Source organism: Paraburkholderia sp. Ac-20347 (assembly GCF_017104805.1).
In the GTDB taxonomy this organism is placed as follows: Bacteria; Pseudomonadota; Gammaproteobacteria; order Burkholderiales; family Burkholderiaceae; genus Paraburkholderia; species Paraburkholderia tropica.
On record NZ_JAAGPN010000029.1, the window covers coordinates 35870 to 52028 of the forward strand.

15 protein-coding genes are annotated in these 16159 nt (G+C 63.9%); 3 read left to right on the top strand and 12 right to left on the bottom strand.

Annotation, left to right across the window (positions count from 1 at the left end):
- Positions 1 to 10: 10 nt before the first annotated feature.
- From secG to G3N97_RS08645, 6 genes are all read right to left on the bottom strand, one after another.
- Positions 11 to 403 (bottom strand): preprotein translocase subunit SecG, encoded by a 393-nt coding sequence (secG, locus tag G3N97_RS08620; RefSeq protein WP_205992841.1) that lies wholly within the window; start codon positions 401 to 403, stop codon positions 11 to 13.
- Between the two features lie 107 nt (positions 404 to 510).
- Entirely contained in the window at positions 511 to 1293 is a 783-nt protein-coding gene (gene tpiA, locus G3N97_RS08625; protein WP_205992842.1) for a triose-phosphate isomerase, read from the bottom strand.
- Positions 1294 to 1491: 198 nt separating this feature from the next.
- Positions 1492 to 2499, bottom strand: coding sequence for an NAD(P)H-quinone oxidoreductase (locus G3N97_RS08630; RefSeq protein WP_205992843.1), 1008 nt, complete (start codon positions 2497 to 2499; stop codon positions 1492 to 1494).
- A 141-nt stretch (positions 2500 to 2640) separates the two neighbouring features.
- Positions 2641 to 4779 (bottom strand): polyribonucleotide nucleotidyltransferase, encoded by a 2139-nt coding sequence (pnp, locus tag G3N97_RS08635; RefSeq protein WP_074984817.1) that lies wholly within the window; start codon positions 4777 to 4779, stop codon positions 2641 to 2643.
- Between the two features lie 365 nt (positions 4780 to 5144).
- Positions 5145 to 5414, bottom strand: coding sequence for a 30S ribosomal protein S15 (gene rpsO, locus G3N97_RS08640; RefSeq protein WP_027795476.1), 270 nt, complete (start codon positions 5412 to 5414; stop codon positions 5145 to 5147).
- 176 nt (positions 5415 to 5590) lie between these two features.
- Positions 5591 to 6910 (bottom strand): branched-chain amino acid ABC transporter substrate-binding protein, encoded by a 1320-nt coding sequence (locus tag G3N97_RS08645; RefSeq protein WP_205992844.1) that lies wholly within the window; start codon positions 6908 to 6910, stop codon positions 5591 to 5593.
- A gap of 194 nt (positions 6911 to 7104) precedes the next feature.
- Here G3N97_RS08645 and G3N97_RS08650 point away from each other — a divergent pair, with 194 nt between their 5' ends.
- Positions 7105 to 7626: a hypothetical protein gene (locus G3N97_RS08650; protein ID WP_241030472.1), complete on the top strand. Its 522-nt coding sequence runs from the start codon at positions 7105 to 7107 to the stop codon at positions 7624 to 7626.
- Positions 7627 to 7724: 98 nt separating this feature from the next.
- On the opposite strand, the gene G3N97_RS08655 is transcribed toward G3N97_RS08650, so the two are convergent.
- The 6 genes from G3N97_RS08655 to G3N97_RS08680 all read right to left on the bottom strand — a co-directional run bounded on the left by G3N97_RS08655 (position 7725) and on the right by G3N97_RS08680 (position 14827).
- Positions 7725 to 9275: a 2-isopropylmalate synthase gene (locus tag G3N97_RS08655; protein ID WP_205992845.1), complete on the bottom strand. Its 1551-nt coding sequence runs from the start codon at positions 9273 to 9275 to the stop codon at positions 7725 to 7727.
- A gap of 347 nt (positions 9276 to 9622) precedes the next feature.
- Complete coding sequence (pssA, locus tag G3N97_RS08660; RefSeq protein WP_205992846.1) at positions 9623 to 10498, bottom strand: CDP-diacylglycerol--serine O-phosphatidyltransferase; 876 nt, start codon at positions 10496 to 10498, stop codon at positions 9623 to 9625.
- Positions 10499 to 10509: 11 nt separating this feature from the next.
- Positions 10510 to 11163 (bottom strand): phosphatidylserine decarboxylase, encoded by a 654-nt coding sequence (locus tag G3N97_RS08665; RefSeq protein WP_035534386.1) that lies wholly within the window; start codon positions 11161 to 11163, stop codon positions 10510 to 10512.
- A gap of 138 nt (positions 11164 to 11301) precedes the next feature.
- On the bottom strand, positions 11302 to 12318 hold the full coding sequence (gene ilvC / locus G3N97_RS08670) for a ketol-acid reductoisomerase (RefSeq protein WP_065064553.1): 1017 nt from the start codon (positions 12316 to 12318) through the stop codon (positions 11302 to 11304).
- Positions 12319 to 12445: 127 nt separating this feature from the next.
- Positions 12446 to 12937 carry an acetolactate synthase small subunit gene (gene ilvN / locus G3N97_RS08675; protein ID WP_065064551.1) on the bottom strand — a complete coding sequence of 164 codons (492 nt, stop codon included), beginning with the start codon at positions 12935 to 12937 and terminating at the stop codon, positions 12446 to 12448.
- A gap of 114 nt (positions 12938 to 13051) precedes the next feature.
- Positions 13052 to 14827: an acetolactate synthase 3 catalytic subunit gene (locus G3N97_RS08680; RefSeq protein WP_065064646.1), complete on the bottom strand. Its 1776-nt coding sequence runs from the start codon at positions 14825 to 14827 to the stop codon at positions 13052 to 13054.
- A 560-nt stretch (positions 14828 to 15387) separates the two neighbouring features.
- Here G3N97_RS08680 and G3N97_RS08685 point away from each other — a divergent pair.
- Together G3N97_RS08685 and G3N97_RS08690 are read left to right on the top strand one after the other, a co-directional pair.
- On the top strand, positions 15388 to 15951 hold the full coding sequence (locus tag G3N97_RS08685) for an RNA polymerase sigma factor (RefSeq protein ID WP_065064549.1): 564 nt from the start codon (positions 15388 to 15390) through the stop codon (positions 15949 to 15951).
- Positions 15948 to 16159: DUF3619 family protein (locus tag G3N97_RS08690; RefSeq protein WP_205992847.1), on the top strand; the 212-nt coding region annotated here is incomplete at its 3' end. The genes G3N97_RS08685 and G3N97_RS08690, both read left to right, overlap by 4 nt.

Below are 16159 nucleotides of genomic sequence, written 5' to 3' on the forward strand. Positions count from 1 at the left end.
TTTTTTGAATTTATTTCGGTACGTCGTTACCGCTGCTCGATGCTGCCGAAGCCGCTGCCGGAGCGCTTGCGACAGGCGCTGCGGCAAGGCTTGCAGCGACCGGAGCCGAGGCCACGACCGGGGCAGGAGCCGAAGCACCCAACACACCCGCCGAAGGCTTCGCATGATACGACCCCAAGTAGGTTAGCGCAAGCGTCGACAGGAAAAAAACTGTTGCGAGAACTGCAGTAGTCCGCGACAGAAAGTTGGCCGAACCGCTCGCGCCGAACAGGCTGCCCGACGCGCCGCTGCCGAATGCCGCACCCATGTCCGCGCCCTTGCCATGCTGCAGCAAAACGAGGCCGATCACCCCGAGCGCCGACAGAAGCTGAACGACGATAATCAACGTTTTCAAATACAGCATCACACTCACCTGAGTCCTTGTTGAGCGCCTGTCTCCCCTGAGACACGCGCATATGCTGCCCGCGCCCGGCGCCCGCTAGAGCGCCGCACACCGGCCTGGCTTTACCTTCAGCCCGCGACGCTCGCGCCCGCCGCAGCGGCCGCGCAGATCGCGAGAAAATCCTGTGCCTTCAGCGCCGCGCCGCCGATCAGGCCGCCGTCGATGTCGGCCTGACGGAACAGCTCCGCCGCGTTGTCCGGCTTCACGCTGCCGCCGTAGAGCAGCGGCACGTCGGCCACTTGCGTGCCCTTCGCCGCCAGCTTCGCGCGCAGAAACGCGTGCACCTGCTGCGCCTGCTCCGAGCTTGCGCTCTTGCCCGTGCCAATGGCCCAGACCGGCTCGTACGCGACGACGATACGCGCCGCCTCTTCCACCGACAACACCGCCAGCACCGCATCGAGCTGCGCGCCGACGACCTGCTCGGTCGCGCCGTTTTCGCGCTGTTCCAGCGTTTCGCCCACGCAGACAATCGGCTTGATGCCGGCCGCCAGCGCGCGCTGCGTCTTGACCGCGACGAGCTCCGAGCTCTCGCCGTGATACGCGCGACGCTCCGAGTGACCAACAATCGCGAAACCCGCCTCGAAGTCGGCGATCATGCCGGCCGCGACTTCGCCCGTGTAGGCGCCCTGTTCGTGCGCCGACACGTCCTGCGCGCCCCACACGACCCGGCTGCCGCCGAGCAACGCCTGAGCCTGCGCGAGATAAGGGAACGGCACGCACACGCCGACGCGCACGTCCGCGGGCAGCGCCTGCGCGCCTTGCGCGACGCCTTCGAGCAGTGCCGCATTGGCCGCCAGGCGGCCATGCATCTTCCAGTTACCGACTACGAGCTTCGATCGTTGATTCGTCATTGTTTCGGTTGCTGTTAAAAGCGGACGCAAAACACACTATTTTACTGTGCGTAATCCGGACGGGTCAAACCGGCAGACACCCGATCGGCGAAAAAACGCGTCGAAAAAGCCTCGAAAAATCAAGCTCGAACCGGTTTGGACGCTTTGACGACGCCGGTTTCCGGCGTATTCGCGCTCTGCACCAGCCGATCAGGCTGATCAAGACCAGTCGAGCACGATCTTGCCGATGTGCTCGCTGCTCTCCATGAGCGCGTGCGCCTCGGCGGCCTGCGCGGCAGGAAACACCTTGAACACGACCGGCTTGATGCGGCCCTCTTCGATCAACGGCCACACGTTCGTCTTCAGTTCCTGCGCGATCTGCGCCTTGAAATCGACCGAACGCGCGCGCAGCGTGGAACCCGTGACCGTCAGACGGCGGCGCAGGATCTCGCCCATATTGAGCTCCGACTTCGAACCGCCGAGCGTCGCGATCAGCACGATACGGCCGCCCGTCGCGAGCGCCGACAGTTCGCGCGGCACGTAGCCGCCCGCCACCATGTCGAGAATCACGTCCACGCCGCGATCGTGCGTGAGCGACTTCACGACGTCGACGAAATCCTCGGTGCGATAGTTGATCGCCCGTTCCGCGCCGAGCGCCTCGCAGGCGCGGCACTTCTCGTCCGAGCCCGCCGTCGCGAACACGCGGAAACCGAGCGCGTGCGCGATCTGGATCGCCGTCACGCCGATGCCGCTCGAACCGCCCTGCACCATCAGCGTTTCGTTTTCGCCGCCCTCGCCCTTGCCGAGCTGCGCGCGCTGGAACACGTTGCTCCACACCGTGAAGAACGTTTCGGGCAGCGACGCGGCCTCGACGTCCGTCAGACCTTGCGGCACCGGCAGACACTGGCCGAGCGGCGCGACCACGTATTCGGCGTAACCGCCGCCCGCGATCAGCGCGCACACGCGATCGCCGATCTTCAGACCGAACGGATTGTGCTTCTCGTCGAGCGTGCCGCCGACGATCTCGCCCGCGACCTCGAGGCCCGGCAGATCGGAAATACCCGGCGGCGGCGCATACGAACCCTTGCGCTGAAACACGTCCGGACGATTCACACCCGACGCGCTCACCTTGATCAGCACCTCGCCGGCCTTCGGTTCGGGGGTCGGGCGCTCGGTCAGCTTGAGCACGTCCGGCGCACCGAATTCGGTTATCTCAACGGCCTTCATCTCGGGTCTCCCAAGGGCTGCGCGCCCCGCGCATGAATGATGTCGCGCCCGCATTGCGGACGCACGGTAATCGCTTCCGACATTCTCATAAAAAAACGGCCGGCGCGCTCATCGCGCTGCCGGCCGTTTCAGCTTGCCGCCTTACTGCTGCGGTTCGCCTTGCGGTGCATTGCCTTCGTTCAGCAGAGCCTTCGCCGACAGACGCACACGACCCTTCTCATCCGTCTGGATGACCTTGACCTTAACGATCTGGCCTTCCTTCAGGTAGTCGTTGATGTCCTTGATGCGCTCGTTGGCGATTTCGGAGATGTGCAGCAGACCATCCTTGCCCGGCAGCAGGTTCACGATCGCGCCGAAGTCCAGCAGCTTGAGGACCGCGCCTTCGTACACCTGGCCCACTTCGACTTCAGCCGTGATGTTCTCGATGCGCTTCTTCGCTTCGGCCATGCCTTCGCTCGAGGTCGAAGCGATCGTCACGACGCCGTCGTCCGAGATGTCGATCGTCGTGCCGGTTTCTTCCGTCAGCGCGCGGATCACCGAACCGCCCTTGCCGATCACGTCGCGGATCTTTTCCGGGTTGATCTTGATGGTGATCATGCGCGGAGCGTAAGCCGACAGCTCCGTGTTCACGCCCGACACCGCCGAGGTCATCTTGCCGAGGATATGCAGACGCGCTTCGTGCGCTTGCGCGAGCGCAACCTGCATGATTTCCTTGGTGATGCCCTGGATCTTGATGTCCATCTGCAGCGCGGTCACGCCAGCTTCCGTACCCGCAACCTTGAAGTCCATGTCGCCGAGGTGATCTTCATCGCCGAGGATGTCGGTCAGCACCGCGAACTTGTTGTCTTCGAGGATCAGGCCCATCGCGATACCGGCGACGTGCGCCTTCATCGGCACGCCGGCGTCCATCAGTGCGAGGCAGCCGCCGCAGACCGAAGCCATCGACGACGAACCGTTCGACTCGGTGATTTCCGAGACGACGCGGATCGAGTAGCCGAATTCTTCAGCGCTCGGCAGGCACGCGACCAGCGCGCGCTTGGCCAGACGGCCGTGGCCGACTTCGCGGCGCTTGGGCGAACCAACACGGCCCGTTTCGCCGGTGGCGAACGGAGGCATGTTGTAGTGGAGCATGAAGCGGTCGCGGTACTCGCCTTCGAGCGCGTCGATGATCTGCTCATCGCCCTTGGTGCCGAGCGTCGCGACGACCAGCGCCTGCGTTTCGCCACGCGTGAACAGTGCCGAACCGTGGGTGCGCGGCAGCACGCCCGTACGGATTTCGATCGGGCGAACCGTGCGCGTGTCACGGCCGTCGATACGCGGCTCGCCGTTCAGGATCTGCGAACGGACGATCTTGGCTTCGATGTCGAACAGCATGTTGCCGACGGTCGCCTTGTCGGCCGCCGTCGTGCCGGCCGCAGCCGCGTCTTCTTCGAGCTTCGCCGACGTTGCTGCGTAGACTTCCTTCAGCTTGGCCGAACGTTGCTGCTTGTCGCGCAGCTGGTACGCGGCGAGCAGGTCGCTGTGAGCGATTTCCGCGACGCGCGCGATCAGCGCTTCGTTCTTCGGGGCCGGCTGCCAGTCCCACTCGGGCTTGCCGCCGTCGCGAACCAGTTCGTGGATCGCGTCGATCGCCGTTTGCATCTGCTCGTGGCCGAACACGACCGCGCCGAGCATCACGTCTTCCGGCAGCTGGTCGGCTTCCGATTCCACCATCAGCACAGCGCGTTCCGTGCCGGCGACCACGAGGTCGAGGCGCGACTGCTTGCTTTGCGAACGCGTCGGGTTCAGGACGTATTCGTTGTTGATGTAGGCCACGCGCGCAGCGCCGACCGGGCCGTTGAACGGCAGACCCGAGATCGCCAGCGCAGCCGACGCGCCGATCAGCGCGGGGATGTCAGCCGGGACTTCCGGGTTGATCGACAGGACGTGGATCACGACCTGGACTTCGTTGTAGAAGCCTTCCGGGAACAGCGGGCGCAGCGGACGGTCGATCAGGCGCGAGATCAGCGTTTCGCCTTCCGACGGACGGCCTTCGCGGCGGAAGAAACCGCCCGGGATCTTGCCGGCCGAATAGGTCTTCTCGAGGTAATCGACGGTGAGCGGGAAGAAGTCTTGACCCGGCTTGGCCGTCTTCGCGCCGACGACGGTCGCGAGCACCACGGTGTCTTCGACGTCGACGATGACGGCGCCGCTCGCCTGACGGGCGATTTCACCGGTTTCGAGGCGCACATTGTGCTGGCCCCATTTGAATTCCTTCACGACTTTATTGAACATGGTCATGGTCACTCACTCCTTACTCATTTGTTATGCGGCGCCCGCACACGCGGACGTCACGGCAAGTCAAGGTTCCGGCACCGCGCGGGAAGAGGAGTGTTATGCCATTCCAGCGGAGCGCGCGGGTGCGTTGAGCGCGCCCCCGCGGCCATCGGCCGCGCACGATCTGCTGGAATGACACAAAGCTCTGCCCCGAAGTCCGGCCCTGGCTGCTTTGTGCTGCGGTACTGCGTTTTCCTGCGTTTGCCCTGCGTTTTCCTGCTACTGCCTTGTACTGCCAGCCGATACGCATCGCGAGAAGCGTACCGTTCAAAAACAAAATGCCTGTATCAGTGGAACTGACACAGGCATCTTTCTGGAAGACCTTCCGGTTACTTGCGCAGACCCAGCTTTTCGATCAGTGCGCGGTAACGATCAGCGTCCTTGCCCTTCAGGTAGTCGAGCAGCTTGCGACGGCGGCTCACCATGCGCAGCAGACCACGACGGCTGTGGTGATCCTTTGCGTGCGACTTGAAGTGGCCAGTCAGCTCGTTGATACGCGACGTCAGGAGTGCAACCTGAACTTCGGGCGAACCCGTGTCGCCGGTGCCGCGCGCGAATTGCGCGACGATGTCGGACTTCTTGATATCTGCTACGGACATTTGCTTTTCCTTTGAAACAAACAAGCGGTCACGGAAGAACGGCCGTGCCGTGGTTAGTTGCAACTACGAGGTTTTTACAGCTGCTTCTACTTCGATGAAGCCTTGCCGAGATTTTCGACAAGGCGCGTATTGTAGCACAGCGGCCATGCGCCGCGAACCCGCCTGTCACGACGCGTTCACGGACGCTTCATCTTGCAGACCGTCGCGGGCGCGGTACGCTCCGCCGGCAGCGCCAGCACGGTGCGAAAACCGTAGCCGGAGCCCTCGTTGTCGTAGCGCACGCCCGCCGTGCCCTGCCTGTCCATCTGCATGACGTAAAGGGGCTGGATCGCCTGATGATCGTCGGCGCGCATCAGGATCGGATGGAAGCCGTTGTCGAAACGCAGCCCTTCGAGCGCCTTCGCGACCGCCGCTGGATCGGCCGAACCCGCCTTCGTCATCGCCTGGGCGAGCATTTCGACCATCATCGACATGCGCAGCACCGGGTAGTCGTCCTGTGCCGCCGGGTAGCGCGCGCGGAATGCCTTGTACCACGCGTCGGAGGCCGCGCCGCCCGCGTTCGGGTGCCAGTCGGCCACGGCGATCACGTGCTTGACGCCCGCGTCGCCGAGCGCGGCCGGCGCGCCGAGGCTGTTGCCGTAGAAGGTGTAGAACTTCGCGTCGAGGCCCTGCTCGCGCGCCGCCTTCACCAGCAGCGTGAGGTCGTTGCCCCAGTTGCCCGTGACGACCGCGTCGGCGCCCGCCGCGCGGATCTTCGCGATATACGGCGCAAAATCCTTCACGCGGCCGATCGGATGAAACTCGTCGCCGACGATCGCGATATCGGGCCGGTCCTTTGCCAGCGCCGAGCGCGCGAGCGTGCTCACGTCGTGACCGAAGCTGTAGTCCTGATTGAGCAGGTAGACCTTCTTGACCGATTTGTCGGCGGCGATCACGTCGGCGAGCGCGTCCATGCGCATGCCCGCGTGCGCGTCGAAGCGGAAGTGCCAGAAGCTGCAATTCGCGTTGGTCAGCGCGGGATCGTCGGCGGAATAGTTGAGGAACAGCTCGCGGTTGTCGGGCTCGCGCGTGTTCTGACGGTCGATGGCTGTCACCAGCGCCGCCGCCACTGCCGAGCTGTTGCCCTGCATGACGAAGCCGATGTGGCGGTCCTGCGCCGCGCGTAGCTGCATCAGCGCGGCTTCGGTACTGCCCTTGCTGTCGAGCACGACCAGTTCGAGCGGATGCCGCCCGTCGGGCAGCGCCACGCCGCCCTGCGCGTTCACGCGCTCCACGCCGAAACGCAGGTTGCGCTCGACCGCCGCGCCCGCATCGGCGAACGGGCCGGACATGCCTTCGATCAGCGCGAGCTGGATCGGCTTGCCTGCCGCAACGCCGCTTGCCTCGGCGGCGTCCGCCGTACGCAGCGCGCCCGGGGCCGCCACGCTCAGGAGCGCCGCCGCCAGCGTCAACAGCGCCGGGGCGTGGGTGAAATACCGCGTGAATCGTGCCGTCATGCGCTCTGCCCTCTCGCTACGCAAACTCGAATAAAGCGCGGATCATAGGGCGCACCGGCGCACGCCCGCAAGCCCGCCGTGATCGCGACGTGTCAAAATAACGGTTCCATATTCGGTGCCGGTTCGCACGGCGCCCCGGGGAGCAATTCATGTTCGACCGCCTTTCCTCCGCTATCGTCACGCTGAGCGCCATCATGCGCGAGGCGCCACGCGCGCCGCGCCGCGCCCTGCTCGCGGGCCTCGGCGCGCTCGCGCTCGCGCTCGCGGGCTGCGCGCAGCCCTGGCAGCAATTCCACGCGGGCGACGACGCCCAGTCCGTGATCGCCCGCTTCGGCCAGCCGCGCGAAGTCTACGACCTGCCCGACGGCGGCAAGCGCCTGATGTGGCCCACGCAGCCGATGGGCGAAGTCACCACGGCCACCGACATCGACAAGAACGGCAAGGTCGTCAACGTGCGCCAGGTGCTGCAACCGAACGAGTTCTACAAGGCCGAGATCGGCAAATGGACGCGCGCCGACGTGCTCGTGAACTTCGGCCGCCCGGTCGACACGTCCTACTTCCCGCTGATGAAGAAGGAAGCGTGGACTTATCGCTATCTGGAAGACGGCGTCTGGTACATGCTCTACAGCTTCTATTTCGACGATCAGGGCATCCTGCGCCTCACGCAGAAAACGCCCGATCCGCTGCACGATCCGGATCTGCGCGCCCGCTTCTGATCCGGACCTGACCCGGCAAAACAAAACCCCCGCGCTCTCGCGAACGCGGGGGTTTTTCATTGGCGCGCGCCGCACGAGGCGACGCGCCGGCCGAACGCTTACGAGAGCTGCGGATTGAGCTTGTTCGTGTCCGACGAGTAGAGCTTGTTGAGCGCCGAGATGTACGCCTTGGCCGACGCCGCGACGATATCCGGATCGGTACCCACGCCGTTCACGATGCGGCCGCCCTTCGACAGACGCACCGTCACTTCGCCCTGCGCCTGCGTGCCGGTCGTGATCGCGTTCACCGAGTACAGCAGCAGTTCCGAACCGCTGCCCACTTCGGTTTCGATCGCGTTGAAGGTTGCGTCGACCGGGCCGTTACCCGCGGCTTCGCCCGTCACTTCCGAGCCGTCCGCCGAGAACACGATGCGCGCGTGCGGACGCTCGCCGGTTTCCGAACGCTGCGAGAGCGCGATGAACTTGTAGTGTTCCTTCTCTTGCTGCTCGGCCGATTCCTCGGTGACGATCGACATGATGTCTTCGTCGAAAATCTCCGACTTGCGGTCGGCGAGTTCCTTGAAGCGGGCGAACGCGCTGTTGAGTTCGGCTTCGCTTTCGAGCTGCACGCCGAGTTCCTGCAGACGCTGCTTGAACGCGTTGCGGCCCGAGAGCTTGCCGAGCACGATCTTGTTCGCGGTCCAGCCCACGTCTTCCGCACGCATGATTTCGTAGGTGTCGCGCGCCTTGAGCACGCCGTCCTGGTGAATGCCCGACGCGTGCGCGAACGCGTTTGCGCCCACCACCGCCTTGTTCGGCTGCACGACGAAACCGGTGATCTGCGAGACGAGCTTCGAGGCCGGCACGATCTGCGACGTATCGATGCCGAGGTCGAGGCCGAAGTAGTCCTTGCGGGTCTTCACGGCCATGACGATTTCTTCGAGCGACGTATTGCCGGCGCGCTCGCCGAGACCGTTGATCGTGCACTCGACCTGACGCGCGCCGCCGATCTGCACGCCGGCCAGCGAGTTCGCCACGGCCATGCCGAGGTCGTTATGGCAGTGCACCGAGAACACAGCCTTGTCCGAGTTCGGAATGCGCTCGCGCAGCGTCTTCACGAGGTTGCCGTAGAGTTCCGGCACGCCGTAGCCGACCGTATCGGCGATGTTGATCGTGGTCGCGCCTTCGTTGATGACGGCTTCGAGCACGCGGCACAGAAAGTCCATGTCCGAGCGGCTGCCGTCTTCCGGCGAGAACTCCACGTCGTTGGTGAACTTGCGCGCGAAACGCACCGCCAGCTTCGCCTGTTCGAGCACCTGCTCCGGCGACATGCGCAGCTTCTTCTCCATGTGCAGCGGCGACGTGGCGATGAAGGTGTGAATGCGGAAGTGGTCGGCGGGCTTGAGCGCGTCGGCGGCGCGCTGGATGTCCTTGTCGTTCGCACGGGCGAGCGAGCAGATCGTGCTGTCCTTGACCATGCCGGCGATCGTGTGGATCGCGTCGAAGTCGCCGTTCGAGCTGGCCGCGAAGCCCGCTTCGATGATGTCGACCTTCATCCGCTCGAGCTGCTTCGCGATGCGGATTTTCTCTTCCTTCGTCATCGACGCACCGGGCGACTGCTCGCCGTCGCGCAACGTCGTATCGAAAATGATGAGCTTTTCTGCTGCCATTTTGGGTCTCCGGGGGGGACTTGTTCAGTGTCTAAAAACGGATTTTGGGTGTTCGCGCCACCGATGGCGACGCTGACAATGAACGAGGCTTACGGAGGGCGAGCGAGATCAGCGCGGCAGGCGCGCTAGCGCTAGCGTGCTTAGCAGCGCGCCGGCTTGAAGGGAAAAGAGGGGGAACTGGATGGTGTCCATCGCCCGACTATAGCCGGAAACCGGCGATAGCGCAATCCGATAAGACCAGCGGGCGCAAAGCGCCGTCCGGCGCCGTCGCGGCGCGAAAAAAGGCTGGCGAAAAAGAAAAAGGGCCGCGCTCGCGCGTGGCCCTTTCACTGTGTTCGCGACGGAAACTAGCGTTCGCGCGGCGACGAACGCGCCGGATTGGCGCGCCCGCGCAGCCCCTGATACGCCCAGAAGACATAGCCAGACAGGCCATAGAGCACGAACAGGCCGAACAGCATCAACGGCGGATCCGACGACACCAGCACGAACGCCACCACCACGAGCAGCGTGGCCGCGAACGGCACGCGATGCCGCACGTCGAGCGCCTTGCCGCTGTAGAACGGCGCGTTCGAGACCATCGTCACGCCCGCGTAGATCGTCAGCACGAAAGCGACCCACGGCAGCCACGACAGCTTCACCGGCACGCGGTTATCGGTCGCGAGCCAGACGAAACCGGCGATCAGCGCGGCCGCGGCCGGGCTCGGCAAGCCCTGGAAGAAGCGCTTGTCCACCGAACCGATGTTGGTGTTGAAGCGCGCGAGGCGCAGCGCCGCGCCCGAGCAGTAGACGAAGGCCGCAAGCCAGCCCCAGCGCCCGAGATCCTTGAGCACCCACTCGTACATCACGAGCGCCGGCGCGACGCCGAACGACACCATGTCCGAAAGGCTGTCGAACTGCTCGCCGAACGCGCTCTGCGAGTGCGTCATGCGCGCGACGCGCCCGTCCATGCCGTCGAGCACCATCGCCACGAAAATGGCGATGGCCGCCACTTCGAAGCGCACGTTCATCGCCTGCACGACCGCGAAGAAACCGCAGAACAGCGCCGCAGTCGTGAACGCGTTCGGCAGCAGATAAATGCCGCGCTTCTTCAGGAAATCCTGGCGCGCGGCGCGACGGCTCGCCGCCACGCCGACCTGATCCTGCACCGCCTTGTTGCGGCGAAACGGGCGCGGCAGCGGGCCGCCGCCGGGATTGCGGGGACGACGCGGTTTGAATCCGGCCATACCTGCCCTCCTTATGCCGATTGGGTCGGCAGCTCGGCGAGAATCGTCGACGAGGCGGACACCTTCTCGCCGATCGACACACGCGGACGGCTACCCACCGGCAGATACACGTCGACGCGCGAGCCGAAGCGGATGAAGCCGTAGCGCTGGCCGCGCGAGAGCGGCTCGCCTGCGCGCACGTAGCAGAGAATGCGGCGCGCGATCAGACCCGCGATCTGCACCGACGTGACGGTCGTGCCGTCGGCCATCGTCAGCACGACGGCGTTGCGTTCGTTCTCGGTCGAGGCCTTGTCGATGGCGGCGTTCAGGTACGCGCCCGGGAAATATTCGACCTTCGCGACGGCGCCGTCGACGGGCGAGCGCTGCGAGTGGACGTTGAAAACGTTCATGAACACGCTGATCTTCAGCGCTTCACGGTTGGCGTACGGGTCGTGCGCGGTTTCCACGGCGACGATGCGGCCGTCGGCGGGGCACAGGACGGCGTTGGCCTGGGTGGGAATCGGGCGCGGCGGATCGCGGAAGAACTGGACGACGAAGATCAGGATCAGCCAGAACGGCCATGCGAGTCCGAAGCCTGCGACCGCATGGATCAAGAGCGCCACGACGGCCGCAATGGCGATGAACGGCCAGCCTTCGCGCGCGATGATCGGATGAGGGTAATTCATGGTGGCTTCGCTGTTATTTTAAAAACCGTAGGATAGCAAAAGCCGCCCAGGCTTCGTCCCACCTGGGCGGCTTTTCTTGGCACTCACTGTCGCGAAGCGGTACAAAACCGCTCGCGAGCTCGTACTCAGTCCGTCAGATTAGTTCTTCGACTGGTCGACGAGCTTGTTTGCAGCGATCCACGGCATCATCGCGCGGAGCTTCGCACCGACCACTTCGATCTGGTGCTCGGCGCCCAGGCGGCGGCGCGATTGCAGCGTCGGCGCGCCGGCCTTGTTTTCGAGGATGAAGCTCTTCGCGTATTCGCCGGTCTGGATGTCCTTCAGGACTTCCTTCATGACCTTCTTCGTTTCGGCCGTGATCACGCGCGGACCCGTCACGTACTCGCCGTATTCGGCGTTGTTCGAGATCGAGTAGTTCATGTTCGCGATGCCGCCTTCGTAGATCAGGTCGACGATCAGCTTGAGTTCGTGCAGGCACTCGAAGTACGCCATTTCCGGCGCGTAACCTGCTTCGACCAGCGTTTCGAAGCCGGCCTTGATCAGGTCGACCGTACCGCCGCACAGCACGGCTTGTTCGCCGAACAGGTCGGTTTCGGTTTCTTCGCGGAAGTTCGTTTCGATGATGCCGGCACGGCCGCCGCCGTTCGCTGCTGCGTACGACAGGGCGATGTCACGTGCTGCGCCCGACTTGTCCTGGTGGACAGCGATCAGGTGGGGCACGCCGCCGCCTTGCGAGTAGGTGCCGCGAACCGTGTGGCCCGGAGCCTTCGGCGCGATCATGATGACGTCCAGATCCGCACGCGGGATCACCTGGCCGTAGTGAACGTTGAAGCCGTGCGCGAACGCGAGGGCTGCGCCGTTCTTGATGTTCGCGTGAACTTCCTTCGCGTACACGTCGGCGATCTGCTCGTCCGGCAGCAGCATCATGACGACGTCGGCGTTCTTCACCGCTTCGGCCACTTCCTTGACCTGGAGACCGGCGTTCTCAGCCTTGCTCCACGATGCGCCGTTCTTGCGCAGGCCAACCGTGACGTTCACGCCGCTTTCCTTCAGGTTCAGCGCGTGAGCATGGCCTTGCGAGCCGTAACCGATGATGGTGACCTGCTTGCCCTTGATGAGGGAGAGATCGGCGTCCTTGTCGTAGAAAACTTTCATGTTGGTTCCTTGGCGAGAGTCTGGTGAATTTCGGTACTGCAATTAGCTAGTGCTGCGCCGGATGCGTCGTCGCTTGTCGCGGGCCGCGCATCCGGTCAAGTTCCGGTGCAAGATCGACTGTGTCGGGTCACACCTTCAGAATGCGCTCTCCGCGCCCGATGCCCGAGCCGCCCGTACGGACGGTTTCAAGAATCGCGGTGCTGTCGAGCGCCTCGATGAACGCGTCGAGCTTGTCGCTCGCACCCGTCAGTTCGATCGTGTAGGTCTTTTCGGTGACGTCGATGATGCGGCCACGGAAAATATCCGCCATCCGCTTCATCTCCTCACGTTCCTTGCCGACCGCCCTTACCTTGATCAGCATCAGCTCGCGCTCGATGTGGGCGCCCTCGGTAAGGTCGACCACTTTCACCACCTCGATCAGGCGGTTCAGATGCTTCGTGATCTGTTCGATCACGTCGTCCGAGCCAATGGAAACGATGGTCATGCGCGACAGCGAACGGTCTTCGGTCGGCGCCACCGTCAAGGTTTCAATGTTGTAGCCGCGTGCGGAGAAGAGGCCGACGACGCGCGACAGCGCGCCCGGCTCGTTTTCCAGCAGAACGGAAATGATGTGTCTCATGATGTGATCCGCGATTTATCCAGTGAGCGTGGTTGCCGCCCTTCCCCGCGAACCCGCGCGCCCGTTGTGTGGACGCGCGCCGCGCAGGGTTGGAACGGCGCCGTGCAAATACCGTTACAGGTCTTCCGAGCCGAGCAGCATCTCGGTGATGCCCTTGCCGGCCTGAACCATCGGCCAGACGTTTTCGGAAGGGTCGGTCTGGAAATCGAGGAACACCGTGCGGTCCTTCAGGCGCAGCGCTTCTTTGAGCGCCGGCTCCACATCGGCCGTCTTTTCGATCCGCATGCCGACGTGGCCATACGCTTCGGCGAGCTTCACGAAGTCAGGCAGCGCATCCATGTACGAATGCGAATAGCGCTTGCTGTATTCGATCTGCTGCCATTGGCGGACCATGCCGAGGTAGCGGTTGTTCAGCGAAATGATCTTCACGGGCGTGTCGTACTGCTTGCAGGTCGACAGCTCCTGAATGCACATCTGGATCGAGCCTTCGCCCGTGATGCACAGCACGTCGTCGTCGGGGTGGGCCATCTTCACGCCCATCGCCGCCGGCAGGCCGAAGCCCATCGTGCCGAGACCACCGGAGTTGATCCAGCGGCGCGGCTGGTTGAAGCGGTAGAACTGCGCGGCCCACATCTGGTGCTGGCCGACGTCCGAACACACGAAAGCGTTGCCGCCCGTGAGTTCCCACGCCTTTTCGACCACGAACTGCGGCTTGATGATGTCGCTCGAACGGTCGAACTTCAGGCAGTTCTTTTCACGCCAGCCTTCGATGTCCTTCCACCAGTCGGCGAGCGCGGCCGTGTCCGGACCGTGTTCGGCGTGCTGCAGTTGCTCGATGAGCTCCTTGAGCACTTCCTTGACGTCGCCGACGATGGGGATATCGACCTTCACGCGCTTCGAGATCGACGACGGGTCGATGTCGATGTGAATGATCTTGCGCGGACGCGACGCGAAGTGCGCCGGGTCGCCGATCACGCGGTCGTCGAAACGCGCGCCGATCGCGATCAGCACGTCGCAGTGCTGCATCGCCATGTTGGCTTCGTAGGTGCCGTGCATGCCGAGCATGCCGAGGAACTTGCGGTCGCTCGCGCGATAGCCGCCCAGACCCATCAGCGTGTTCGTGACCGGGTAGCCGAGCAGGTCGGCGAACTGGTTCAGTTCGCGCGACGCATCCGCGAGGATGATGCCGCCGCCGGTGTAGATGTACGGACGCTTGGCCGACAGGAGCAGCGACACCGCCTTGCGGATCTGCCCCGAGTGGCCCTTGGTGACCGGGTTGTACGAGCGCAGCGAAACGCTCTTGACCGGTTCGTACGCGCACGGCGTCTTCGACACGTCCTTCGGAATGTCGATCAGCACGGGGCCGGGACGGCCGGTGCGCGCAATGTAGAAAGCTTTCTTGACGGTGGCGGCGAGGTCGCGCACGTCCTTCACGAGGAAGTTGTGCTTCACGCAGGGACGCGTGATGCCGACCGTATCGCACTCCTGGAACGCATCTTGACCAATGGCGGCAGTCGGCACCTGGCCGCTGATGATCACCATCGGGATCGAGTCCATGTAGGCCGTTGCGATGCCGGTCACCGCGTTGGTGACGCCAGGACCCGAGGTCACGAGACACACGCCGACGTTGCCGGTCGAACGCGCATAGGCGTCGGCCGCGTGCACGGCTGCCTGTTCGTGGCGCACGAGAACGTGCTGGATTTTGTCCTGCTTGTACAGCTCGTCGTAAATGTAGAGCACCGAGCCGCCGGGATAGCCCCAGATGAATTCGACCTGCTCGTCGGCGAGCGCCTTCATCAGCACGGTTCCGCCGATGGAGTTTTGAGCTTGAGGGTCAGATTCTTGCGAGGGGGGGACCGACGTGGAGAATTCCGCGCTGGGCATGTTCATCATTCACCTTTCGAATTTTCGGCAAAAAATTGATCGGGTGCTCTCTGCCGGGCTTGTGGCTCGGGTTCAAGCGGCGCGTCCAGTTGACAGATGAGCTTCTTGGGCTCATCTCAATTGAGACAGTCACTTATGTTGCGAACCGTCGAAGATAGCGGCTCGAAAGCATTCGGTCAAGCGCTTATTGTCGATTCGTGGCGCATTTTCGAATGTCGGGCATCACGCTTGCACGCGCACCGAACATCGGCATGGGCAATCTGAGCAATCGAACGTGGCCGCGATGAAAGCCGCAATTGCTTACTAAAACGCTGCGCCGGCTTGCCATCGACCTTCAAACCGGTCTTCATCCGCGCTTCCCTGCGCTTAGCCACACCGGCGGGCCGCGGATCGGGTAAAGTGCGCGGCAGCGGCGCCGGACATGATCCGCGCCGCGTCCAACCTGACGCGAAACGGCTGCGTGGACGCCCGGATCACCCGCCGGCGCGAAAATTTGCTAGCATCCGCGAGTTTTACGACATTTTTCGAACGATTACGCGTACGCTGGTGGCGGCGCCCTGCAACGGATGGCATCAGACAAGGAACTCGCCGATTTCCTGGCGGGCGTCGAAAGACGCGCGTTCAAGCAGACGGTCTACGCCGTGCGCGACGACGACGCCTCGCTCGACATCGTGCAGGACGCGATGATCAAGCTCGCGGAAAAATACGGCGATCGCCCCCCGGCCGAACTCCCCCTGCTCTTCCAGCGTATTCTTCAGAATACGATGCACGACTATTTTCGTCGGCAGAAAGTACGCAATACGTGGGTGAGCCTGTTCTCCTCGCTGAGCGGCGCCGACGACGAGGATTTCGACCCGCTCGAAACCTTCGAGGCCGAATCGGGCTCCCCCGGCGCGGAAAGCAGCGAGCAGCAGATGGAGCGCGCCCAGGTCCTCCAGCTCATCGACGACGAAATCCAGAAATTGCCGGCACGTCAACGGGAGGCGTTTCTGATGCGTTACTGGGAAGATATGGATGTCGCCGAAACCGCCGCTGCCATGGGCTGTTCCGAGGGCAGTGTGAAAACGCACTGCTCGCGGGCCACGCATACGCTGGCTCAGGCGCTCAAGGCCAAAGGAATCACGCTATGAGCTCCGCTCTCGATAAACAAGAACTAGAGTTCGTGCAGGAGTTGCGCCGCGCGCTCGACGAGAGCGCCGCCGGCCTGCCCTCTGCCACCACTGTCCGATTGTCCGCCGCCCGCAAGGCCGCGCTCGCCCGCAAGAAGGCCGAGCCCGTGTTCGTGCGCGCGCCGGCGCTGGCCGCCGCGGGTGTCGGCGCCATCGGTGGTGTGCCGGG

Excerpts from the sequence above, each read along its gene's own strand:
- G3N97_RS08680 (WP_065064646.1), bottom strand. The coding sequence starts at position 14,827 with ATGAACATGCCCAGCGCGGAATTCTCCACGTCGGTCCCCCCCTCGCAA.
- G3N97_RS08645 (WP_205992844.1), bottom strand. The coding sequence starts at position 6,910 with ATGACGGCACGATTCACGCGGTATTTCACCCACGCCCCGGCGCTGTTG.
- G3N97_RS08650 (WP_241030472.1), top strand. The coding sequence starts at position 7,105 with ATGCGCGAGGCGCCACGCGCGCCGCGCCGCGCCCTGCTCGCGGGCCTC.
- pssA (WP_205992846.1), bottom strand. The coding sequence starts at position 10,498 with ATGGCCGGATTCAAACCGCGTCGTCCCCGCAATCCCGGCGGCGGCCCG.
- pnp (WP_074984817.1), bottom strand. The coding sequence starts at position 4,779 with ATGACCATGTTCAATAAAGTCGTGAAGGAATTCAAATGGGGCCAGCAC.
- ilvN (WP_065064551.1), bottom strand. The coding sequence starts at position 12,937 with ATGAGACACATCATTTCCGTTCTGCTGGAAAACGAGCCGGGCGCGCTG.
- G3N97_RS08665 (WP_035534386.1), bottom strand. The coding sequence starts at position 11,163 with ATGAATTACCCTCATCCGATCATCGCGCGCGAAGGCTGGCCGTTCATC.
- ilvC (WP_065064553.1), bottom strand. The coding sequence starts at position 12,318 with ATGAAAGTTTTCTACGACAAGGACGCCGATCTCTCCCTCATCAAGGGC.
- tpiA (WP_205992842.1), bottom strand. The coding sequence starts at position 1,293 with ATGACGAATCAACGATCGAAGCTCGTAGTCGGTAACTGGAAGATGCAT.
- G3N97_RS08685 (WP_065064549.1), top strand. The coding sequence starts at position 15,388 with ATGGCATCAGACAAGGAACTCGCCGATTTCCTGGCGGGCGTCGAAAGA.
- secG (WP_205992841.1), bottom strand. The coding sequence starts at position 403 with ATGCTGTATTTGAAAACGTTGATTATCGTCGTTCAGCTTCTGTCGGCG.
- G3N97_RS08630 (WP_205992843.1), bottom strand. The coding sequence starts at position 2,499 with ATGAAGGCCGTTGAGATAACCGAATTCGGTGCGCCGGACGTGCTCAAG.
- rpsO (WP_027795476.1), bottom strand. The coding sequence starts at position 5,414 with ATGTCCGTAGCAGATATCAAGAAGTCCGACATCGTCGCGCAATTCGCG.
- G3N97_RS08655 (WP_205992845.1), bottom strand. The coding sequence starts at position 9,275 with ATGGCAGCAGAAAAGCTCATCATTTTCGATACGACGTTGCGCGACGGC.